Origin of the sequence: Paenibacillus sp. FSL E2-0151 (assembly GCF_037993015.1) — a bacterium.
GTDB lineage: Bacteria > Bacillota > Bacilli > Paenibacillales > Paenibacillaceae > Paenibacillus > Paenibacillus amylolyticus.
Genome location: NZ_CP150308.1, coordinates 3,061,939 through 3,081,622 on the forward strand (window position 1 = coordinate 3,061,939; position 19,684 = coordinate 3,081,622).

Sequence of the window (19,684 nt, forward strand, 5' to 3'; positions counted from 1 at the left end):
GTTACTCAACGAACGAGTAACCTCCTATCGTTTTGCAGTTGTTATCTGTAATATTTGCAAATTGTTAATTGTAATGTTTGCCGATTTGATATGCTTGCTCAAGCAAGCCTTCGATATGTTCTTTGGATTCTGAAATGGTTTCATAGAGGAATTCGACTCGGGATTCCTGCATTCTTGCATAACCTGCGATCCCATTATTCAGATAATTGGAGATCATGTTGTAATAGTCGTATTTATGGAATGAAGCCTCCGTTCCTCCAGCTAGTGCAATCCACAGTGCCTTTTTGGAGTTTGCCTTGTTCAGCAGCCCCATGTTCCATACCTTGTCCAGATAGGCTTTGAGCATGGAGGGAACGTTGTACCACCAGATCGGGAAAACAAATACAATGGCATCAGCTGCAAGCACACGATCCAGCTCCTTACGAATCACAGGGGCATGCTGTTTATCGGGATTTTGCCAGTCGCGCTCATCTTCTACACGATATAGGGGATCGAATCCGTCATGATATAGATCGAGGATATCGATTTCATGGAAATTCTCCTGCATACCTTCTATAAAACGATTCATCACAGCAAATGTTAGGGAGTCCTGTCTTGGGTGAGTAACGACCAGTTTAACTTTCATGTAGGAGTAACCATCCTTTTTTCTTTTTATTTTGGTTAAACATTCTGACCAATGTTATTATAAGTTTCATGACATCTTCTTGAGAAGTACGCACCTGAGAGTGCTGTAGATACTTTGGGGTTCTTCGGTTACTTTTAATAACGGGTATACATATATGTGAATTATGGGGGAGTACAAGTGGAACAAGAAATGAAAAAATATGAGAGTGGTGTGCAGGCCATGCTGGAACTGGTCGGTGGAAAATGGAGGATTCTTATTCTGCATCAGTTGATATCAGGTAAAAAACGAACAAGCGAACTTCGCAGAGCCATTCCTGGCATTACCCAGAAGGTCTTAACCCAGCAGCTGCGTGAACTGGAAAAGAATGAAATCATCCATCGGATCATTCATCCCCAGATTCCGCCCAAGGTAGAGTATGAGCTGACAGAGTACGGCTTGACACTACAGGACATCATTGACCGCATATGTCTGTGGGGAGAAAATCATTTGGACAGAGTATACGGAGATAAAAGCAGAGTGCTGGGAAATGATTTTAGTGACTATATTCCACTTTCAACTTCAACTTAAGCTGGCCGCCAAATTAAAAATAAAACAAAAACCGTCCTTGATTTGAAAAGGAGGGTTTTTGTTGTTTTTTGTCCTTTATCAGCGAAACTGATAAATGCTATAAAATCATTGAAATTGACCCTCAACACCCGGTGTGTTAGGTTTTAGAGAGAAGAAATTAAATTAATGTGATGATTTTAGTCGGAATTAAAATCGAAGCAATGCGCGAGGTGGCAAACAGTGGAACTTCAAGTGACAAACAGCCCTTTTAATCAAGAACAAGTTGAACTGCTTAATCGTCTTATTCCTACGTTGACCGATGGACAACGGACTTGGTTGAGTGGATATATTGCAGCAATCCAGGCAAGCGCGACAATAGCGGCTCCAACTAACCTGGTACAGGCTGCACCCACTACAGGTATTGCACCTGTCAGTGCTCCGCCAGTATCACGGGAAGTTACCGTGCTTTTTGGTTCACAAACCGGGAATTCCAGTAGCCTATCGAAAAAGCTGGCCAAGAAACTTGAAGAGCAAGGTCTTCAGGTAACGTTGTCATCGATGGGAGATTTCAAACCGAACGGACTCAAGAAAATTGAAAATCTTCTCATCATCATCAGTACGCATGGCGAAGGCGAACCACCAGATAATGCGATTCCGCTGCATGAATTCCTGAACAGCAAACGGGCTCCGAAGCTTGAAGGACTTCGTTACTCGGTGTTGGCTCTGGGAGATACCTCCTATGAGTTCTTCTGTCAGACAGGTAAGGACTTCGATAAACGATTGCAGGAGTTGGGTGGTACAGCGCTTGTACCGCGTGTGGACTGTGATGTTGATTTTGATGAAGCAGCTGCAGAGTGGATGAATGAAGTACTGGCATCCTTAAGCAGTACATCTGCTGGTGCGAGTACGGTAACCACTGAGGCTGTCACAGCAGCGGTGAGCGGCGGGGAATCCGAATATGATCGCACGAATCCATTCAAGGCTGAAGTGTTGGAAAATCTCAATCTGAATGGCAGAGGATCAGATCGTGAAACACGCCACATTGAGTTGTCTTTGGAAGGCTCCAGTCTGGACTACGAGCCAGGTGACAGCCTTGGGATATTCCCTGAGAATCATCCGCGCCTTGTGGAGGAATTGATTGCAGCCATGGGATGGAATGCCGATGAACGCGTGACCGTGAATAAAAACGGGGGTCAGGCATCTGTGCAAGAAGCGTTGCTGCGTTATTTTGAAATTACAGCTGTGACGAAACCGGTCGTGGAACAACTTGCGAAACTGAATCCTGGGAGTGGCCTGACGGCGTTACTCGCAGATGATTCCGAATTCCGCAAGGTCATGAATAGCTGTGATCTCCTGGATCTGGTACAGGATTATAATCTGAAAGGGATTCCTGCTGCAGAATTCGTAGCTGCTCTTCGCAAAATTCCGGCACGTCTGTACTCCATAGCGAGTAGTTCGAAGTCTTTCCCGGATGAAGTTCATCTTACCGTTCGCTCGGTACGTTATGAAGCGCGTGGCAGAGAACGTTACGGTGTGTGCTCGGTACATCTGGCAGAACGAATCGAAGCTGGCGACACCCTGCCTGTATATATACAGCATAACCCGAATTTCAAGCTGCCTGAGAACCCGGATACACCGATCATCATGGTTGGCCCAGGTACAGGTGTTGCACCGTTCAGATCTTTCCTTGGTGAGCGTGAAGAAACAGGAGCAGAGGGCAAGACATGGCTGTTCTACGGAGATCAGCATTTCGCCACTGACTTCTTGTACCAGACGGAATGGCAACGTTGGCTCAAAGATGGTGTGCTCACGAAGATGGATGTAGCCTTCTCACGTGATACGGAACAGAAAGTGTATGTACAACATCGTATGCTGGAACACAGCAAAGAACTGTACCAGTGGCTCCAGGAAGGTGCAAGCGTATATATCTGTGGTGACGAGAAAAAAATGGCACATGATGTGCATGCTGCGCTCACCACGATTCTTGAACAAGAAGGCGGTTTATCGCCTGAGCAGGCATCGGAATATCTGACACGGTTACAGCAGGAGAAACGTTATCAGCGGGACGTCTATTAATTACCGGCCCAGCCGGATTGCACCATCCCGCAGAGACGAGAGGAGAAAGCAGCATGGTTTATAATAACTTACTTAACCCACAGCGCACTAATAGCGATGTGGAAGATATAAAGATCAAAAGTGATTACTTGCGCGGAAGTCTGACCGAGACGTTGGCTGATCGCATCACGGGTGCAATTCCAGAGGACGACAACCGTCTGATGAAACACCACGGTAGTTATATGCAGGATGACCGTGACCTGCGTAATGAGCGTCACAAATCCAAGCTGGAGCCTGCATACCAATTCATGTTACGTGTGCGTGCTTCCGGTGGGATTGTAACCCCGGAGCAGTGGTTGATGATGGACAGAGTGGCACATAAATATGCGAATGAGACGATTCGTCTGACCACACGTCAGTCTTTCCAACTGCATGGCGTATTGAAGTGGGATCTTAAGAACACCATTCGCGAAGTAAACGATTCGTTGTTAAGCACACTGGCTGCATGTGGTGACGTGAACCGTAACGTGATGTGTAACCCAAATCCGAATCAATCCGATGTGCATGCTGAAGTGTATGAGTGGGCATGTCAGGTGAGCAATCATTTGGACCCTCGCACCCGGGCTTATCATGAGCTGTGGCTGGACGGAGAGAAAGTGGTTGATTCCCAGGACTCGGATGAAGAAGTTGAACCAATCTATGGCAAAGTGTATTTGCCACGGAAGTTCAAAATCGGTATTGCTGTACCACCATCCAATGATGTGGACGTCTATTCACAGGATCTTGGCTTTATTGCTATTGTGGAGAACGGCAAGTTGCAAGGCTTCAACGTTTCCGTAGGAGGCGGCATGGGGATGTCTCATGGTGACGCCAAAACCTATCCTCAGGTGTCCAAAGTCATTGGTTTCTGTACGCCGGAGCAAATGATTGATGTTGCAGAGAAAACAGTTATGATTCAGCGTGATTATGGAGATCGTGCAGTTCGTAAACATGCTCGTTTCAAATATACGCTGGATGATCGTGGTGTGGAGTGGTTTGTCGAAGAGCTGACCACCCGTCTGGGATGGAAACTGGATGCGGCACGTCCATATCATTTTGAGACTAACGGAGATCGATATGGTTGGGTAAAAGGTAATAATGGTAGATGGCACTACACGCTGTTCATTCAGAATGGTCGTGTAAAGGATGTTGATGGATATCCTCTCATGACGGGTTTACGTGAAATTGCCAAAGTGCATACGGGTGATTTCCGTCTGACTGCGAACCAGAATCTGATCATCGGTAATATTAGCAGCCAGAAGAAGAAAAAGATCGAAGCGCTGATTCAGCAGTATAATCTGACCGATGGTGCGCATTACTCTGCGCTACGCAGAAGTTCAATGGCTTGTGTTGCGTTTCCGACCTGTGGCCTTGCGATGGCTGAGTCCGAACGTTACTTGCCGTCCCTGATCGATAAACTGGAGCCTGTACTCGACGAAGCTGGGCTGAGAGACAAAGAGATTGTCATTCGGATGACCGGATGCCCGAACGGATGCGCAAGACCGATGCTGGCAGAGATTTCATTTATCGGTAAAGCACCTGGGAAATACAATATGTATCTCGGTGGCAGCTTCACCGGACATCGCTTGAATAAGCTGTACAAAGAAAACATTGGTGAAACTGAGATTCTGGACACGTTAACTCCAATGGTGAATCAGTATGCCAAAGAGCGCAACGAAGGGGAACATTTCGGAGATTTTGTCATTCGTGCGGGTTATGTTCCTGAAGTGTTGGATGGTCGACAATTTCACGCTTAATTGACCGAGTAAGATAACTGAAATTAGGACTGATTTAGGGCGGAAGCATTCCTTTATGGGGTGCTTCTTGTCTGCTATATATGGAGTGAATAGAGGTAACGTTAGTTGCTGCTGAGAGATTTATGAGAGGATAAACTGAGGCTAATCTTCAAATGGAGATGGATAATCACCGCAGTTATTCCCATTATTTCGTGTGTATTAACTTGTTGAAGTACGCTCAACAAGATATAATGGCATAGTAGAAAGCAGATTAAATGTTGAAAGTGAGCGGAAACGATATGGGTCGTAAGTGGAATAATATCAAGGAAAAGAAAGCTTCAAAAGATGCAAACACGAGCCGGGTCTACGCTAAATTCGGCGTTGAGATCTATGTAGCTGCCAAGAAGGGCGAACCGGACCCGGAAGCGAACCGTGCACTGAAAGTCGTGCTGGAACGTGCCAAAACGTATAATGTACCCAAAGCCATCATTGATCGTGCGATGGAAAAAGCAAAAGGCAGCGGGGATGAGAACTATGAAGAGTTGCGTTATGAAGGCTTCGGACCGAATGGTGCGATGGTCATCGTTGATGCACTCACCAACAATGTGAATCGTACAGCGCCGGAAGTGCGCTCTGCGTTTAACAAAAACGCGGGTAACATGGGTGTCAGCGGTTCTGTTGCTTACATGTTTGATCCAACAGCGGTTATTGGTATAGAAGGTAAAAACTCCGAGGAAGTACTGGAACTTCTGCTTGAAGCAGATGTGGATGTACGTGATATCGTGGACGAAGACGATGCTGTAATTGTATATGCAGAACCGGATCAATTCCACGCTGTACAAGAAGCATTCAAAGCTGCTGGTATTACTGAGTTCACAGTAGCCGAGCTGACCATGCTTGCGCAAAACCATATTGAACTTCCAGAGGATGCACAAGCTCAGTTCGAGAAACTGATCGATGCGCTTGAGGACCTTGAAGATGTTCAACAAGTTTACCATAACGTAGAGTTCGTTTAAGAGAACGAGGCGATACGTGGTATGATTGCATCTTTGTAGCCTTGTCAGGGTAGGACAAATATTAAGAATTCATCATTTTTATAGCTCAGCGAGGGTATACATGTTAGCGCTTGGTGATTTTTATGATGATATACGTTTTCCTATCTAAGATGTCTAAGGGCAGTATTAAAACTCACTTTTTGTATGGGAAAATCCATATAAGCAGTGAGTTTTTTTATGTTATTTGAAGATGGTTACAAAGAGTTTCTTTTTGATTAGGAGATCAAGGATTATAGTATCCCCACTATAAAAGGATATAGAAATAACAATCGGGCGTTTCTAAATTACTTATGTAATGAATTTTCAGTTGTTGAAGTAGAAGAGATCAACACCTCTCACATCAAAGCATATCTTATGAACTTGGAATTGAAAGGACTATCAGAGACCTACATTAATGGAATACAAAAAAATATCCTTCATTTTTAAAATTCATTGTGGAGGAAGGGTATATCGATGAAAAGAGAAATCCAGTGCTAGGTTTGAAATGGATGAGAGAACCTAAAGTTAAACTAGTGAGGCTGAAAACAAGGCGAATGGTAAAGAAGCAGCAGCATATTTTAACGAAGATAGAAGTTATGTTACTGTTGAGGATGAATCAGGTTTAATTATTCAAGTAAGTAACAGAAACGATCCAGATTGGGAACCGGATAGTACAATAAAAATTCTTACTCACCAAGAAAGGAGAAAAAAATGAGTCTTTCAAAGAATAACATTATAGACAAAGCAACAATACGTGGTGGTCTGTATTTATATAGTTTTTCGGATGCGATTGATCTAATTACTTACTGTAAGGATAATAACTTGAGCATCTTAGGAATCGATGCTTTTATAATCTCCAAGGATAAAACACAACCAGTAAGTGAGCATAGTGTTGACTATTCTGCTTCTCAGCAAAAAGGGAATTGGGACAGGGCTATTACATTTATCCAGAGTAAATCGAGTTTGAATCATATGTATGAAGTTATTTACTCGTAGGAAAGAGATACATCTATTGAAGAACGAACATACTCCGTTCTGGACTTGATGGCATATAAAGCTATGGTCCAATTCGTTACTAAATATTCAGAGAAGAATCCTTCTGCGAGTTTTGAACAGTTTTAGAGTTTGTGAAACTTTCGGGTTCATGTACTCCAATCGACTCTAACTCATGGAAAGTGGAAGAACAATCTCGTTAGATAGTCTTTTAATTTACTTTGTGCGAAAAAACACTATTAGCACTGAGCTATTAGTGTTTTTTGTGTCTCATTATTTTTCTCATTGGATGAATTAAGCATTTCATACTGTTCCTGAAAGTGCTTAGTGATGGCTTCTTTTCTAATTTAATCGAATGTTTTACCCTTTGTTTGTTCTTGTATATCACCATGTATAGGTCCTAATGATCCGACCACATCCAATAGACTTTTCTTCTTAGATGCAATCTTGTTTTCGGTCATTAACGATCATTCCTTTTATTCTGTTAAAACAGTACATCCTAAATGTGTTTTTTGGTGATCACTTGCCAAACTTTTAATCCTAGTGAATAAGCAATGAGAATCATAGTCTGATTCCATTGAATCTTATATTCCTTTTTATCAATTGTAGCCTCTGTAAGTATATTCGTGATTTTATCAGCTGTTAATGGTGTATTCAATTTCTCAAATCGATTTAGGTGCATATAATGTTCTTCATTCTCTTCCCCATTGTAATCATCAATTTCAACAATACCTGTAGCTATCCCTCTTGCAATTATCCCTACACCACTACTATAGAGATAAACAATATCGTTTGCTTCGATTGTGTCGATATAATGCTTCCAAGGGCTATAGTAAGCGGCACATTTCATGTTACTAATCATGTCACTTTCAGCTTGGGGGTTGTTTGATTTATTTGTATTAATGATATACACCTTTGGCATGTTCTCATTCCTTTTCACAATAGTAACTATAATTATATACAGTTTTAACCATAAATGATACGATAGGTAAAGGATTTCATAAAAAAGTGGAGGTATATTTATATGGCTGGAGCACCTGAATGGACAAAATCTGAAAATCTAGCTATTTACATGTTTTTGGAGAAATATCCTCACAAATCAAGCGAAGAAATAGCTGAGGAGATTTTCAATAACAGCTTACTAAAAATCACTTCTTCATACATAGAAATAACGTGAATACAATTAAGCGGCATGTAGACTTGCTACGAAAGCCTGAGCATCAGGGTAGGCTCTTTGTACAAGATTATAAAAATCTTGAAGAAGAATAGAAGATCATCAATTTACATAAAGTTGACCAAAGATTGATGCAGTGCTAATTGCACTGTATCTTTATATTACACAAAATGATTAAATATAGTACGACAAAGAATGTAATGTTGTATAATCTCAATTTCATCTTGTGTATTTAGTATAGTGCTGCAACTGTTTATGTTGTTGAGATTTAAGGGTGAATTTCAAGTGATTAGGAGCTAATTATTAAATGATTCCACAAAACATAGTTAAACAAAATATCTTAGATGCTATAGCTGTAATACATAAAGAGGGTGTACCAAAAGAGAGAGAATCAACTAAATATCATTTATGGTATAATGGTGGGCTGTATCCACCGAAATATGTAATAAGTGTTGCAAATAGGTTTGCTAATGGACATGCTTTAAGTCGTGATAGGTTTAATGGGGGAGCAGAAACTAACAACTTTCTTAAGCGATTAGGGTTTGAAGTTATAGAAGAAACTTTAGCTACAAAAAATGAAATGCAAATGTCAGAAGAACAAACATTTAGAGTGGGAGAGTATTATTCGCGGAATGATATATATCAGAAATTAAATGTTCCAAAAGCTAAACAAAAAGGCCATTGGAATACTGGATATACTCAATATGAGAAGGATTCTTTCATCTTTGCAAATGTGGGAACCGCAGGGCGAACCGGACATGACCATCCAAATCGGTTTGATGGAAATGATCTTATTTGGTATGGGCGAAATAAAAGTACATTAACACAGAGTTCTATACAATCCCTAATCAATCCAGAGGGACGAACATATATATTCGCGAGAGAAGATAGTAATGATCCTAAATTTTTGTTTTTAGGAAATGGAAGAGCAAAAGACTATTTTGATGAAAGTCCAGTTAAAATAATATGGTCTTTTGATAATGAAACTGAAAATCATCCAGAAATTCTTGCGGAAGAAGTCAATGAACTTGAAATATATACTGAAGGCTCTGTAAAGAAAGTATCAGTAAATGTATATGAAAGAAATCCAATAGCTAGGAAGAAGTGTATAGAACATTATGGATTAGGCTGTCAAGTATGTGGGTTTAACTTTGTTAACATTTACGGAATTATCGGTGAGAACTTTATCCATGTTCATCATTTGAAGCCTTTGCATGAGATTAGTGAAAAATATGAAATTGATCCAGTGGAAGACTTACGCCCTATATGTCCGAACTGCCATGCTATGTTACATAAACGTAAACCGGCATATTCCATTGAAGAACTAAAACGGATTATTAAAGATAAAGTTACCGATACGCCTCATTGATGTTGTCTCTAATGCTTTAACTACATTTAAGAAGGATAAACATGTCTGTTATAGTAAAATAACTCATAATTTGGTATGATAAATGTATAAAATTCCATACAAAAAGTGAGAGAAATACAAATATAAGCACGCTGTACAAGAAGCATTCAAAGCTGCTGGTATTACTGAGTTCACAGTAGCCGAGCTGACCATGCTTGCGCAAAACCATATTGAACTTCCAGAGGATGCACAAGCTCAGCTCGAGAAACTGATCGATGCGCTTGAAGACCTTGAAGATGTTCAGCAGGTCTACCATAAAGTAGAGTTCGTTTAAGAGAACGAGACGATACGTGGTGGTATGATTTCATAAAAAGAGTGTCTGACCAATCTGCGGGATTGGACGGACACTCTTTTTTTTGTTCGTTTATGAGTCAGACTGAAGTTTTCCAGGGGACTGCTCTGATTTTTCCGATTTACTTCCACCGAACTTGAACAACACAATTCCCCCAACAATGACAAGTACACCGAGCAGCTGATTCCACGAAAAAGGAATTTGCTCCAGACCGAGCCATCCCATGGAATCAAATAGTAGCGCAAAACTCAATTGGGACGTCAGTACGATCGAGATGGCATATGTGGGACCAAGCAGCTTCATCCCTTGCACGAGACAGAAGACCACGCCAACGCCGATGGCTCCACTGAGCCAGTACCAGGGCTGCATATGCTGGAAGCTAAATGTGTTCTTGCCCTCCACTAGCAGAGAGATGAGGAACGAAGCAATGAATCCGGTGAAAAGCACCATCGTTGTTGTGGACCATGAACCGGTGCGTTCATTGACTTTGCTATTAAAAATCGTTTGCAGACTGACAAGTGCACCTGCCAGTAGTGCAAGCGAAATACCTGTGATTAACATGGTTGTCGAACTCCTTATTCATAAATATTGTGACCTGTTATTTCCCTTAGACCCGCTCGATCCTTGATCATAATCAATCCCTGATGTCGTTCAATTAACCCGTCTGCACAGAGCTTCTGGATGACCCGGTTCAGGTGTCGGTAACTGGTGCCGATCAGATTCGCGATGTCGGTCAGATTGAACGCGTCCAGCCCTTCATGAACGACGTTGCCCGCTTCTTCTGTTGAGATGGAGAGCAGGTAGCTTACTAGACGAACCTCAACGGGATACATCAGGTTGAAATTGGAAAAGTTCGAGTCAATGTAGAATTTGTGTGAGATGATTTTGAGCAAAAATTTAAGCAAAGGTGCATAATCGCTGGCAAGCTCAGCGAGCCATTGATAATGAATGCGAAGCATCACCACAGGTGACACGGCCTGAACCGTATTAACAATATCGCTTTCACGGACATACTCTATGTCACCGACAACTTCAAGCGGTGTTTTGAAACAAAGCACCAGCGTTTTATCCTGTGCGGAGGTGGTGAAAATCTTGATTTTACCTTCGACCAGTACGTACAAATATTCGGAAGTTTCCCCTTCACGACAGATCAGTTCACACTTCTCAAAGTGGCATAACGTCATATGTGTACGCAGGGGCTCGTGAAATACAGTTTCGAGTTGATATTGCTTCAGATATTGTATTAATTGTTGCTCGTTATGGATCTCTTGCACGCTGTTATTCACCCCCGACGATATGTTTCAATCCTTCTTCAAAAACTATAGTTTCATAATAATGACACCAGTCACCATTAAGGCAATGCCTAGAAATTGCGGCAGTTTCATCTTTTGTTTCACCACGCCGAACCAACCGTTACTATCCACCAGAAAAGTCAGGAACAGCTGAGCAATGAGCAGAGCCGAGATCGTGAACGTAACCCCAATTTGCTGAATGGCCGTCACTTCGCTGAAAATAATGACGGCGCCAAAAGCACCTCCAGCCAAGTACATAGGTTTTACTTGTTTGAGTCCTTGAAGGTTGGTGTCTCTAACAAACAGTAGGATCAGCGCCGCTAAGATGAAGCCTGTCAGTTGTGTAATCGTAGCGGCCTGCCATGTGCCCATGTCGGTGCTAATCCGAGTATTGGCAACACCTTGGAGCGTGATGCACGCGCCGCCCAGTAATGCAAAAATAATTCCTCTCATATGTACGCTCCTTATTCAATCACTTCGACTTCTATTATTAAATGATAAATTAACTCTGAACGCCAAGGACAAATGTCCTGAGCTTTGAAGTCACAGCATTTAGAGTACTATAAAGAACTCGGTAAATCCAGATGGGGCATGAAAAGATGCGTGGCATATGTGCTCAGTACTCATTTTTCATCATAATCTAACGAACCAGTGACACCTTATTGTACTGATTCGACTGAATTGAGAGATCTAACGAATCTCAGCGACGTTAAATGGGCTATGTTGGGTAGAAATGGGCGGTAAAACAGGGGGGATGGAGGAATATATTCGCTCAATAGAGTGTGTCATGTTCGTTAGCTATCCAAGAACTGAAACGAGAGTCTGCCTAGCGTACCCCGGAGCATAGTAAGTATCCAAAGCTCTAGGGTAGGATAGGCAATGAGATTAGAAGCAATCAGCCAGAAGATCCTCACCGTACAAATCCAATGATCCTTCTAGATCACAGTGTACACAGGCTTCTCGTTTACAAAACGAACAGACAATTCGGGAAAACGTTCTGCCAACCTGTTTGCCAATAGCTTCATTCCCGAAGCCTCGCTCTCGGCATGCCCCATCATGATCAATGCCTTGGACTTGCCTTGTTGCACAGCATCACGGATATATTCCGGTGTCTCCCATTCGAATCCTTCTCCAGCGATGATGAGATCCAATTGCTCATTCTGAATCAAGGGAATCGTCACAGGGCCATTGCCACGAAAACCTACCAATACCGCTGCACGTCTACAGACTATTTCCGCATTGCCTGCAACGCGTACATAATCGATGCCCAGGCAATTTTTCACATGGTGAGCAATAGCTTCAACGGTGCTTTCTTCCGGAAAGGAAAGGATATAGGCTTCCGGTCTTTTATCCTCCACATAGGAGGACCATCCCAAGGCCTGAATCAGTCCTTCGGTAATGCCATCCGGTTGGAACCGGTGGATGATATCATGACATCGATAGATGGAAATGCCTGCTTCGTCGATCAACTTTCTTTTGTCCACATAAACCGAATCATTTGCAAGCCAATCCGTATGACTGTGATGGTTGTAGAAGGGGGATTCATGCGCAATGATCAAGTTTGCACCTTCCTTTATGGCTTGTTCAATAACATAATGTGTGGGCATAAAAGCAATGATAATGCCTTTGACCTTACGATCAAGTGAGCCCGTAATGAGCTGATCTACCGTGTTTTCCGGCAGTTCAATGTTATCTGTGAGATGAAGTACAACGTCTTGAACTGTAAGATCCATAGAATGCATTCCTCCAATGACAGGATATAAAGTTAGTGTACCATGTTGACATCTGAAATCTACTGCCTTCCAGATTATAGGGTCGTTTTTATTGTTTTCGGTTAATACTAAAACATACAGATTACAGTCAGTTAAGATAACAACGGAGGAATGTATTGGCTGTACACGGATGTTGGATTCATATAGTTTTCTCAAACAAGAATAAGTATACTTACATAGAGTCTATGTTTGTATCAAATGGAGCTGAGTGCAGCGCAAGTAGTTCTATTTTAAGGCACAATGAGAATTAATTGAGGATAAGCATTCATTTGCAACAATAAAACAGATTGTGAAAGGGGATAACTAGGGATGACAGCAACAACTATTATGGAACGTCTGAAGAGCGAGACAGCTCATTATCACAGACAAGTAGAACAGAACCCTTATGCAAAAGCCATTATGAATCAAACTGTGACTATAGAAGAATATAGAACATATTTAGAGAAATTTTATGGATTCCTGAAACCGCTGGAGGATCAGGCTGTACAACAGCCTTTCTGGGAAAGTACGGGACTGGATATTGAGATTAGAGGCAAGGCTGGACTGTTGGAAAAAGATTTACGAAATCTGGGTGCCAGTGAAGAGGAAATCAGCCAACTTCCGCTCTGTGAAGAACTACCGGATATTTCAACACCTGCCCGTTTGTTCGGATATCTGTATGTAATTGAGGGGTCCACGAACGGTGGACAGATCATGACCAAGCGTTTGTCGCAGTTCCTGACCATTGAAGCTGATCGTGGATTGGAATATTTCAATGCTTACGGCTCAGAGACAAGAACAAGATGGAGCGAGTTTACAGGTTTGCTGCAGCAGTCCATCAGCACTCCAGAAGATCATGACAACATGGTGCATAGTGCATCAGAGACTTTCCGACTATTAGATCAATGGATTAATACGTAGGGCGGACTTTTTTCATATATTAAAAGGAACCTATATAAGTTGAAACAATACATTTACACCTAACGGAGAGGACAGAAAAAAGCTGGAAAAGCGGAGCGTTCGCCTAAAAGCTTTCTGAAAGAAAGCTGCATCGGAAGCATACGCTTATAACCGGATTTTTCCTTTAGAAAAGGGAATCGATAAAATCTGGGGATAACAGCGATTGGAAGGTTATTCTGTCATCGTAGTGCAATGTGAAAATCATTATTTCAACTTATATATATCATGATGAAAAGAGGGCAGAAATGCCTTCTTTTTTGTGTCCAGGAATGTCTAAATTTCGTCACCGCAGACACAGGACAAGTGATATAATGATCCCTATGGATACACTTGTTCGTATTCTGTCTTGGAGGAGGGTGAGATAACGTTCTATGAAAGACAACTCAAGACAATTGGAATTTATGGAGATAGATCTGAGTGAAGAACCTGAAACAGCAGCAGTTCCGGTTCCCGATCGTTCAACCATTGTGCAGTCTGCACATGATACGATGCAGCATCGTGGAGGCATATTGTCCTCAGAGAAACGTTTTGTAGAGGAAGCAAAGCAGTGGGCAGAGATGGAGGGGGATGTATCCCCGTGGGTTCCCTTTATGAGTTACTGGCCAACGTATGGCGTGATGAATGAAGCCCAGCGCAAGTGGTATATGTTTTGGAGGAAGGAAGTACGTCAGGGGAGATACCCGGATACCGATCTGTCCTATCTATTTGTTCATATCTACGAGTTAATTAACGGCATTGGCTGGCAGAATCCTCAGGATGGTTATGATCAATTGAAGCAGCTATGGGTGAACTACCGTGAACGGCTGCCCCAATTAAATATATATATGCAAGAGTGGATGGTCGATTATGTGCTGGTCCATCAGATGGAGATGTCCTTATCCGAGGTCATGGGCCTTTCGGGCGGATACCTGCCAGCAGAGATGCTGGATAGGGAGCTGCAACGCATTTTACAGGATAATGTATCGGATATATCGCTGAATATGCTGCAAAGATACTATGATTACGATATTACGCTCAGTAAATTCTACAGAGATGGCGGCAAAGAAGTGATGGAGCAGTACATCCCGCGGGTCATGGCCTTGGTTGATTCGTACCTGGAACGTACGCGACAAGTTGGACTGTTGCCTGAGTGTGATCCTAACGATGAACGCACGATGGAGCGCATTCTGTTTCGCAAAGCAGTCTATGATGATTCGATCTATGGAAGATCGGTATCGTTCAGATATATGCCCATAGGTGAACAGGCTGAATTTGTGCAGATGGTTACGCGAATCTATCGATGTACTGAAAACAAACTTCGTGAACTGCTCGGATTCAGAGGCAGATTGCGAGGACAGACTCTTGAACCCGAACTTGCAAATCTGATTGAACGTTACCTGGACAAAACATACGCGATCGAACAGGCGGAGTCTGTGGAACAACCGATGATTCGTATTGATTCAGAGAAACTGGCGTCTTTACAGCAGGAAAGTGAGTACGTGCGATTGGCGCTTACAATTGAGGATAATCACCCTTCTGAAGTGAAGGATGAAGAGATTAATAGCGCAAATGTTACAAGTAATCCATTCGATGTACTGGAAGCAAGGAATGAGATCACTCCAACTGAAGGTTCCATGGAGTCGGAGCCATGCGCAGTAGAGATTGCAACAGGAGCGCAAGTAGAATCGATTAGGTTGCAGTGGGACGAGTCTGCTGAGGCTGATCTGGATGAAGAATGGCTGCTCTTTGCCAAGGAACTCTCCCCTCAGCAGGTACAAACGATTCATGTTCTACTTGGCGCAAGTCCAGATACGGAGCTGATGCGTCTGGCTGAGCAATATGGAACGATGCCTACACTTCTGCTGGATGAAATTAATGATGTAGCTATGGAAACGATCGGTGATCTTCTGATTGATGGTGATCGGATTGTTCCTGATTATATAGATGTGTTCGAACATGTGAAGAGGTGATACGCAGTGACAGAACTTAAAATACCAAAGCGGCTGACCACCGCACTTGTAAATTCATTGACAGCTGGTGTTGTCCCGCGCATAGGACTGGAGCAGATTGCTGTTGGTCGGAAACCGGAAGTGGAAGCCATCTTGCGGGATATGGACAATATCGCCGAGGGAGGCGCAGCGTTTAAACTCATTACGGGTCGTTACGGCAGCGGTAAAAGCTTTCTTTTGCAAATGATTCGTAACTATGCGATGGATCGGGACTTCGTTGTTGCGGATGTGGATCTGTCACCTGAGCGTCGATTGGTGGGAACCAAAGGGCAGGGACTTGCGACATATCGCGAACTGATGACTCGTCTGTCTACACGCACACGCCCGGATGGGGGAGCGTTGGAGCCGATTTTGCAAAAATGGATCGCAGGGTTGCAACAGTCCACGATGCAGAGTCAGAACTTGCGCCCGGATGATCCCGCTCTGCCGCTGGAAGTAGAGAAGCAGATCTATGCTGTGACGGGGGAGATGCAGAATCTGGTTCACGGCTTTGATTTTGCCAAGGTACTGGCTTCGTATTGGAACGGGTACAAGCTGGCTGATGATGATCGCAAACAGGCGGCACTTCGCTGGCTTCGAGGAGAATTTGCAACCAAAACGGAAGCGAAAAAAGAACTGGCTGTTGGCGTTATCATTGACGATGACAACTGGTATGACTACTTCAAATTGTGGTCTGAATTCACAGCGCGCATTGGTTACAAAGGATTGTTGTTGTTCATTGATGAAGCGGTGAATCTGTACAAAATTACAAACAGTGTCTCCCGCCAAAGCAACTATGAGAAATTGCTGACCATGTTCAATGATACGATGCAGGGCAAAGCGGAGCACCTGGGCATATTTGTAGGCGGTACGCCGCAATTTGTGGAGGATGAACGGCGTGGATTATACAGCTATGAAGCGCTTCGCTCCAGGCTTATTGATGGTCGTTATGCAGCCAAAGCGTATGCGAATTACACAGGTCCGATCCTGAAGCTGGCGATGTTATCGCATGAAGAGATTCTGATTCTGCTCCAGAAGCTGCGACAGATTCATGCCTTGCATTTTGGATACAGCGCAAGTCTGACGGATGAACAATTGGTTGATTTTATGCAAACGGCGGTGAACCGGCTGGGTGCGGATGAATTGCTGACCACGCGTGAAGTGGTACGCGACTTTATGGATGTACTGCATACGTTACACCAGAATCCTGAAGTGACTTATACTCAATTACTTGGCGAGCGGGTTGCCAAACCTCAGGAAACGGGTAAAGGGGCAGATGCTTCCGCGAATACAGATGATCTGGACGACTTTCTGGCGGAGTTTGAATTATGAGTGATAATCCGTTCTATCGGCTGGCGCCGTTTGTTCAGGAATTTATATATAAAAAAAGATGGGAATCGCTTCGTCCTGCTCAGATTGAGGCCTGTAATATCTGTTTTCATACCCCTCATCATATGCTGATTGCGGCGGGAACGGCCTCCGGCAAAACGGAGGCGGCTTTTTTTCCTGCATTGACCGAGCTGTATGAACGGCCTTCCAAGTCGGTTGGTATTTTGTACATTGGACCTCTGAAAGCCCTGATTAATGATCAATTCGAACGTCTTAAGGATCTGTTATCCGAAGGAAATATTCCGGTTTGGCATTGGCACGGGGACGTACCTCAGGCGGAGAAAACAAAACTGATGAAAAATCCGTCCGGTGTGCTCCAGATAACGCCAGAATCGCTGGAAGGTCTGCTCATGAATCGACCGAATGCAATCCCGGCGCTGTTTCATGACTTGCGATATGTCATCATCGATGAGGTGCATGCTTTCATGGGAGCGGATCGGGGCATTCAAGTACTCAGCGAACTTGCCAGAATCGAGCGTATGGCTGGCTGTGCACCGCGAAGAGTGGGCTTGTCCGCTACACTTAGTGACTATGATACGGCTACATCTTGGCTTGCTGCGGGAACGCAGCAGGGAGTGGATGTGGTCTCTTCCCCGGGCGGTCGCAAGCTGCGACTGCGGGTGGAACATTTCTCTTTTCCAGATGCACAGGACGAGGAGCAGGCGGAGCAGCTTCATAACGCACGCAAAGCGTACTACGACTTCATCTATGAGAGCACACATCGTAAAAAAGCGCTGATCTTCACCAACAGCCGAACGGATGCAGAAGTCACCATTCTTGAGATGCGGCGAGTCGCGGCTCGCAGGCAAGAGCGTGATGTGTTCCATGTACATCATGGAAGTATCTCGGCTATGCTGAGGGAAGAGACGGAAGCTGCCCTACGCACTGGATCGGGGCCTGCGGTTGCTGCGGCAACGGTCACGCTTGAACTGGGCATCGATCTGGGCGAACTGGAACGTGTGGTTCAGCTCGGTGCACCGTATAGTGCGTCTAGCTTTGTACAGCGTCTGGGACGTTCAGGGAGACGAGAGGACATGGCATCGGAGATGCTTTTTGTATGTCCGGAGGAAGAGGATGAGGAAGCGCAATTGCCAGCACGTATGCCGTGGACGTTGATGCGTGCGATTGCTGTTATCGAACTGTATGTAAAAACCAAATGGGTCGAGCCGCTTGAAGCCCGCAAAATGCCCATAGGTGTGCTCTATCATCAGACGATGAGCATGTTGAAAAGTATGGGGGAGGCGGAGCCGAGAGATCTTGCGGAAGCCATCCTTTCGCTGGCTCCATTTGCGTTGATTAGACCTGATCAATATCAGGTATTCCTGAATTACCTCATTGAGACGGATCATCTGCAATGGACAGAGGATCGAACATTGATCATCGGTCTGACAGGTGAGAAAATTGTGAATAATTATCGCTTCTACGCCGTGTTTAAAGACGATGAGGAACATAAAGTACTAAACGGCTCGGAAGAGATTGGTTCGATTACAACCGTGCCCCCACCTGGCTATTGCTTCTCGCTCGCAGGCAAACTGTGGAAAGTGGAAGAGGTCGATCACAAGCACAAGGCTGTGTATGTGAAGTCTGCAAAAGGTAAGGTAGATACGTTATGGCTTGGAGCGGGAGGAGATATTCATACGTCGGTAGTACAGAAAATGCGTGAAGTGTTGTCAGACTCAGTGATCTATCCCTATCTGTCACCACAAGCCGTCAATCGACTTGAACGGGCGCGCCGCCTAGCTCGTGAAAGCGGACTGTTAAAGCAGGTCGTGATTCCGGCAGGGGGGGATTCGATGTATGTTCTTCCTTGGGTTGGAAGTAAATCATTCCGTACATTGGAGCGCCTGATGAAGCATAATCTGTCCAAGAAACTTGCCTTGCGTTCGGTTGTGCCCATGGAGCCATATTATTTTGTAGTATCCGGCAAGGTCGACGAACGAACATTGTTAGCCGAGATCATGAGTGAGTGTCGAACGGCTGAAGACGCATCTGCGTTACTGGCAAAAGATGAAGCGCCTTATCTGGGCAAGTATGATGAATTTGTCGCGCCGCCTTTGATCCGTGAGGCTTTTGCTGTGGATGGGTTAGATTTAGATGGATTGAAGGCAGGTTTACAACAAACATTGGAGTGGGACTCCTCAAGCTCCAATCGGACATGACGTTTTTACGTAATCAGAATACTCGAAGTATAGTACAGCGATCGAAGCGACTCGGTGTAATAATTTAGTTCAACTTTTTATACGGAATAGGGTTGACACCATCTCACCTCCCATGTAATATATGAAAAGTCGTCACACACGAATTACATCAAATTGCATATATCATTTCGTATAACCTCGCAGGCCGAAAGTGTACACAGGGCGAGGGTCTCTACGGGAAGCCTATACTTCCTAACTACGATGCCAAGGAATCAATGTATTCCT

At 43.9% G+C, this 19,684-nt stretch carries 17 protein-coding genes, 1 pseudogene and 1 riboswitch; of the genes and pseudogenes, 12 read left to right on the top strand and 6 right to left on the bottom strand.

Annotation, left to right across the window (positions count from 1 at the left end):
• Positions 1-64 precede the first annotated feature (64 nt).
• Positions 65-625 (bottom strand): NAD(P)H oxidoreductase, encoded by a 561-nt coding sequence (locus tag MHI55_RS14110; protein WP_340390345.1) that lies wholly within the window; start codon positions 623-625, stop codon positions 65-67.
• A gap of 177 nt (positions 626-802) precedes the next feature.
• On the opposite strand from MHI55_RS14110, the gene MHI55_RS14115 reads away from it, so the two are divergent.
• From MHI55_RS14115 to MHI55_RS14135, 5 genes are all read left to right on the top strand, one after another.
• Complete coding sequence (locus MHI55_RS14115) at positions 803-1,192, top strand: winged helix-turn-helix transcriptional regulator (protein ID WP_133384562.1); 390 nt, start codon at positions 803-805, stop codon at positions 1,190-1,192.
• A gap of 219 nt (positions 1,193-1,411) precedes the next feature.
• Complete coding sequence (locus MHI55_RS14120) at positions 1,412-3,247, top strand: assimilatory sulfite reductase (NADPH) flavoprotein subunit (protein WP_340390347.1); 1,836 nt, start codon at positions 1,412-1,414, stop codon at positions 3,245-3,247.
• 53 nt (positions 3,248-3,300) lie between these two features.
• Positions 3,301-5,022, top strand: coding sequence for an assimilatory sulfite reductase (NADPH) hemoprotein subunit (gene cysI / locus MHI55_RS14125; protein ID WP_100528917.1), 1,722 nt, complete (start codon positions 3,301-3,303; stop codon positions 5,020-5,022).
• Between the two features lie 278 nt (positions 5,023-5,300).
• The gene (locus MHI55_RS14130; RefSeq protein WP_036608916.1) at positions 5,301-6,017 is read left to right on the top strand and encodes a YebC/PmpR family DNA-binding transcriptional regulator; all 717 of its coding nucleotides are present in this window, start codon (positions 5,301-5,303) and stop codon (positions 6,015-6,017) included.
• A gap of 729 nt (positions 6,018-6,746) precedes the next feature.
• Positions 6,747-7,031, top strand: a complete 285-nt coding sequence (locus MHI55_RS14135; protein WP_339784125.1) for a hypothetical protein — start codon at positions 6,747-6,749, stop codon at positions 7,029-7,031.
• A 496-nt stretch (positions 7,032-7,527) separates the two neighbouring features.
• Here the strand turns inward: MHI55_RS14135 and MHI55_RS14140 are convergent, their stop codons facing one another.
• On the bottom strand, positions 7,528-7,950 hold the full coding sequence (locus MHI55_RS14140; protein ID WP_076249507.1) for a hypothetical protein: 423 nt from the start codon (positions 7,948-7,950) through the stop codon (positions 7,528-7,530).
• Positions 7,951-8,052: 102 nt separating this feature from the next.
• On the opposite strand from MHI55_RS14140, the gene MHI55_RS14145 reads away from it, so the two are divergent.
• The 3 genes and pseudogenes from MHI55_RS14145 to MHI55_RS14155 all read left to right on the top strand — a co-directional run.
• Positions 8,053-8,205 (top strand): hypothetical protein, encoded by a 153-nt coding sequence (locus tag MHI55_RS14145; protein ID WP_340390350.1) that lies wholly within the window; start codon positions 8,053-8,055, stop codon positions 8,203-8,205.
• A gap of 304 nt (positions 8,206-8,509) precedes the next feature.
• Positions 8,510-9,571: a DUF3427 domain-containing protein gene (locus tag MHI55_RS14150; protein ID WP_340390352.1), complete on the top strand. Its 1,062-nt coding sequence runs from the start codon at positions 8,510-8,512 to the stop codon at positions 9,569-9,571.
• Positions 9,572-9,662: 91 nt separating this feature from the next.
• A pseudogene (locus tag MHI55_RS14155) lies at positions 9,663-9,884 on the top strand (YebC/PmpR family DNA-binding transcriptional regulator); the annotation flags it as partial.
• A gap of 90 nt (positions 9,885-9,974) precedes the next feature.
• Here MHI55_RS14155 and MHI55_RS14160 read toward each other — a convergent pair.
• The 4 genes from MHI55_RS14160 to MHI55_RS14175 all read right to left on the bottom strand — a co-directional run bounded on the left by MHI55_RS14160 (position 9,975) and on the right by MHI55_RS14175 (position 12,927).
• Positions 9,975-10,463 (bottom strand): DMT family transporter, encoded by a 489-nt coding sequence (locus MHI55_RS14160; RefSeq protein WP_076327893.1) that lies wholly within the window; start codon positions 10,461-10,463, stop codon positions 9,975-9,977.
• Positions 10,464-10,477: 14 nt separating this feature from the next.
• Entirely contained in the window at positions 10,478-11,176 is a 699-nt protein-coding gene (locus MHI55_RS14165) for a cyclic nucleotide-binding domain-containing protein (RefSeq protein ID WP_340390602.1), read from the bottom strand.
• Positions 11,177-11,221: 45 nt separating this feature from the next.
• Complete coding sequence (locus MHI55_RS14170) at positions 11,222-11,647, bottom strand: DMT family transporter (RefSeq protein ID WP_076327895.1); 426 nt, start codon at positions 11,645-11,647, stop codon at positions 11,222-11,224.
• 482 nt (positions 11,648-12,129) lie between these two features.
• Positions 12,130-12,927: a Nif3-like dinuclear metal center hexameric protein gene (locus tag MHI55_RS14175; protein ID WP_340390354.1), complete on the bottom strand. Its 798-nt coding sequence runs from the start codon at positions 12,925-12,927 to the stop codon at positions 12,130-12,132.
• Between the two features lie 348 nt (positions 12,928-13,275).
• Here MHI55_RS14175 and MHI55_RS14180 point away from each other — a divergent pair, with 348 nt between their 5' ends.
• The 4 genes from MHI55_RS14180 (at position 13,276) to MHI55_RS14195 (ending at position 19,420) form a co-directional block, all read left to right on the top strand.
• Positions 13,276-13,866, top strand: coding sequence for a biliverdin-producing heme oxygenase (locus MHI55_RS14180; protein ID WP_315372717.1), 591 nt, complete (start codon positions 13,276-13,278; stop codon positions 13,864-13,866).
• 410 nt (positions 13,867-14,276) lie between these two features.
• Positions 14,277-15,854, top strand: coding sequence for a TerB N-terminal domain-containing protein (locus MHI55_RS14185; protein ID WP_340390356.1), 1,578 nt, complete (start codon positions 14,277-14,279; stop codon positions 15,852-15,854).
• A 6-nt stretch (positions 15,855-15,860) separates the two neighbouring features.
• Complete coding sequence (locus MHI55_RS14190) at positions 15,861-17,204, top strand: ATP-binding protein (RefSeq protein ID WP_340390358.1); 1,344 nt, start codon at positions 15,861-15,863, stop codon at positions 17,202-17,204.
• Complete coding sequence (locus tag MHI55_RS14195) at positions 17,201-19,420, top strand: DEAD/DEAH box helicase (RefSeq protein WP_340390360.1); 2,220 nt, start codon at positions 17,201-17,203, stop codon at positions 19,418-19,420. The genes MHI55_RS14190 and MHI55_RS14195 overlap by 4 nt, the downstream gene beginning before the upstream one ends.
• A 147-nt stretch (positions 19,421-19,567) precedes the next feature.
• A riboswitch (purine riboswitch) is annotated at positions 19,568-19,678 on the top strand.
• The last annotated feature ends 6 nt before the right edge of the window (positions 19,679-19,684 follow it).

Excerpts from the sequence above, each read along its gene's own strand:
- MHI55_RS14140 (WP_076249507.1), bottom strand. The coding sequence starts at position 7,950 with ATGCCAAAGGTGTATATCATTAATACAAATAAATCAAACAACCCCCAA.
- MHI55_RS14180 (WP_315372717.1), top strand. The coding sequence starts at position 13,276 with ATGACAGCAACAACTATTATGGAACGTCTGAAGAGCGAGACAGCTCAT.
- MHI55_RS14170 (WP_076327895.1), bottom strand. The coding sequence starts at position 11,647 with ATGAGAGGAATTATTTTTGCATTACTGGGCGGCGCGTGCATCACGCTC.
- MHI55_RS14110 (WP_340390345.1), bottom strand. The coding sequence starts at position 625 with ATGAAAGTTAAACTGGTCGTTACTCACCCAAGACAGGACTCCCTAACA.
- MHI55_RS14150 (WP_340390352.1), top strand. The coding sequence starts at position 8,510 with ATGATTCCACAAAACATAGTTAAACAAAATATCTTAGATGCTATAGCT.
- MHI55_RS14160 (WP_076327893.1), bottom strand. The coding sequence starts at position 10,463 with ATGTTAATCACAGGTATTTCGCTTGCACTACTGGCAGGTGCACTTGTC.
- MHI55_RS14130 (WP_036608916.1), top strand. The coding sequence starts at position 5,301 with ATGGGTCGTAAGTGGAATAATATCAAGGAAAAGAAAGCTTCAAAAGAT.
- MHI55_RS14145 (WP_340390350.1), top strand. The coding sequence starts at position 8,053 with ATGGCTGGAGCACCTGAATGGACAAAATCTGAAAATCTAGCTATTTAC.
- cysI (WP_100528917.1), top strand. The coding sequence starts at position 3,301 with ATGGTTTATAATAACTTACTTAACCCACAGCGCACTAATAGCGATGTG.
- MHI55_RS14135 (WP_339784125.1), top strand. The coding sequence starts at position 6,747 with ATGAGTCTTTCAAAGAATAACATTATAGACAAAGCAACAATACGTGGT.
- MHI55_RS14175 (WP_340390354.1), bottom strand. The coding sequence starts at position 12,927 with ATGGATCTTACAGTTCAAGACGTTGTACTTCATCTCACAGATAACATT.
- MHI55_RS14195 (WP_340390360.1), top strand. The coding sequence starts at position 17,201 with ATGAGTGATAATCCGTTCTATCGGCTGGCGCCGTTTGTTCAGGAATTT.
- MHI55_RS14185 (WP_340390356.1), top strand. The coding sequence starts at position 14,277 with ATGAAAGACAACTCAAGACAATTGGAATTTATGGAGATAGATCTGAGT.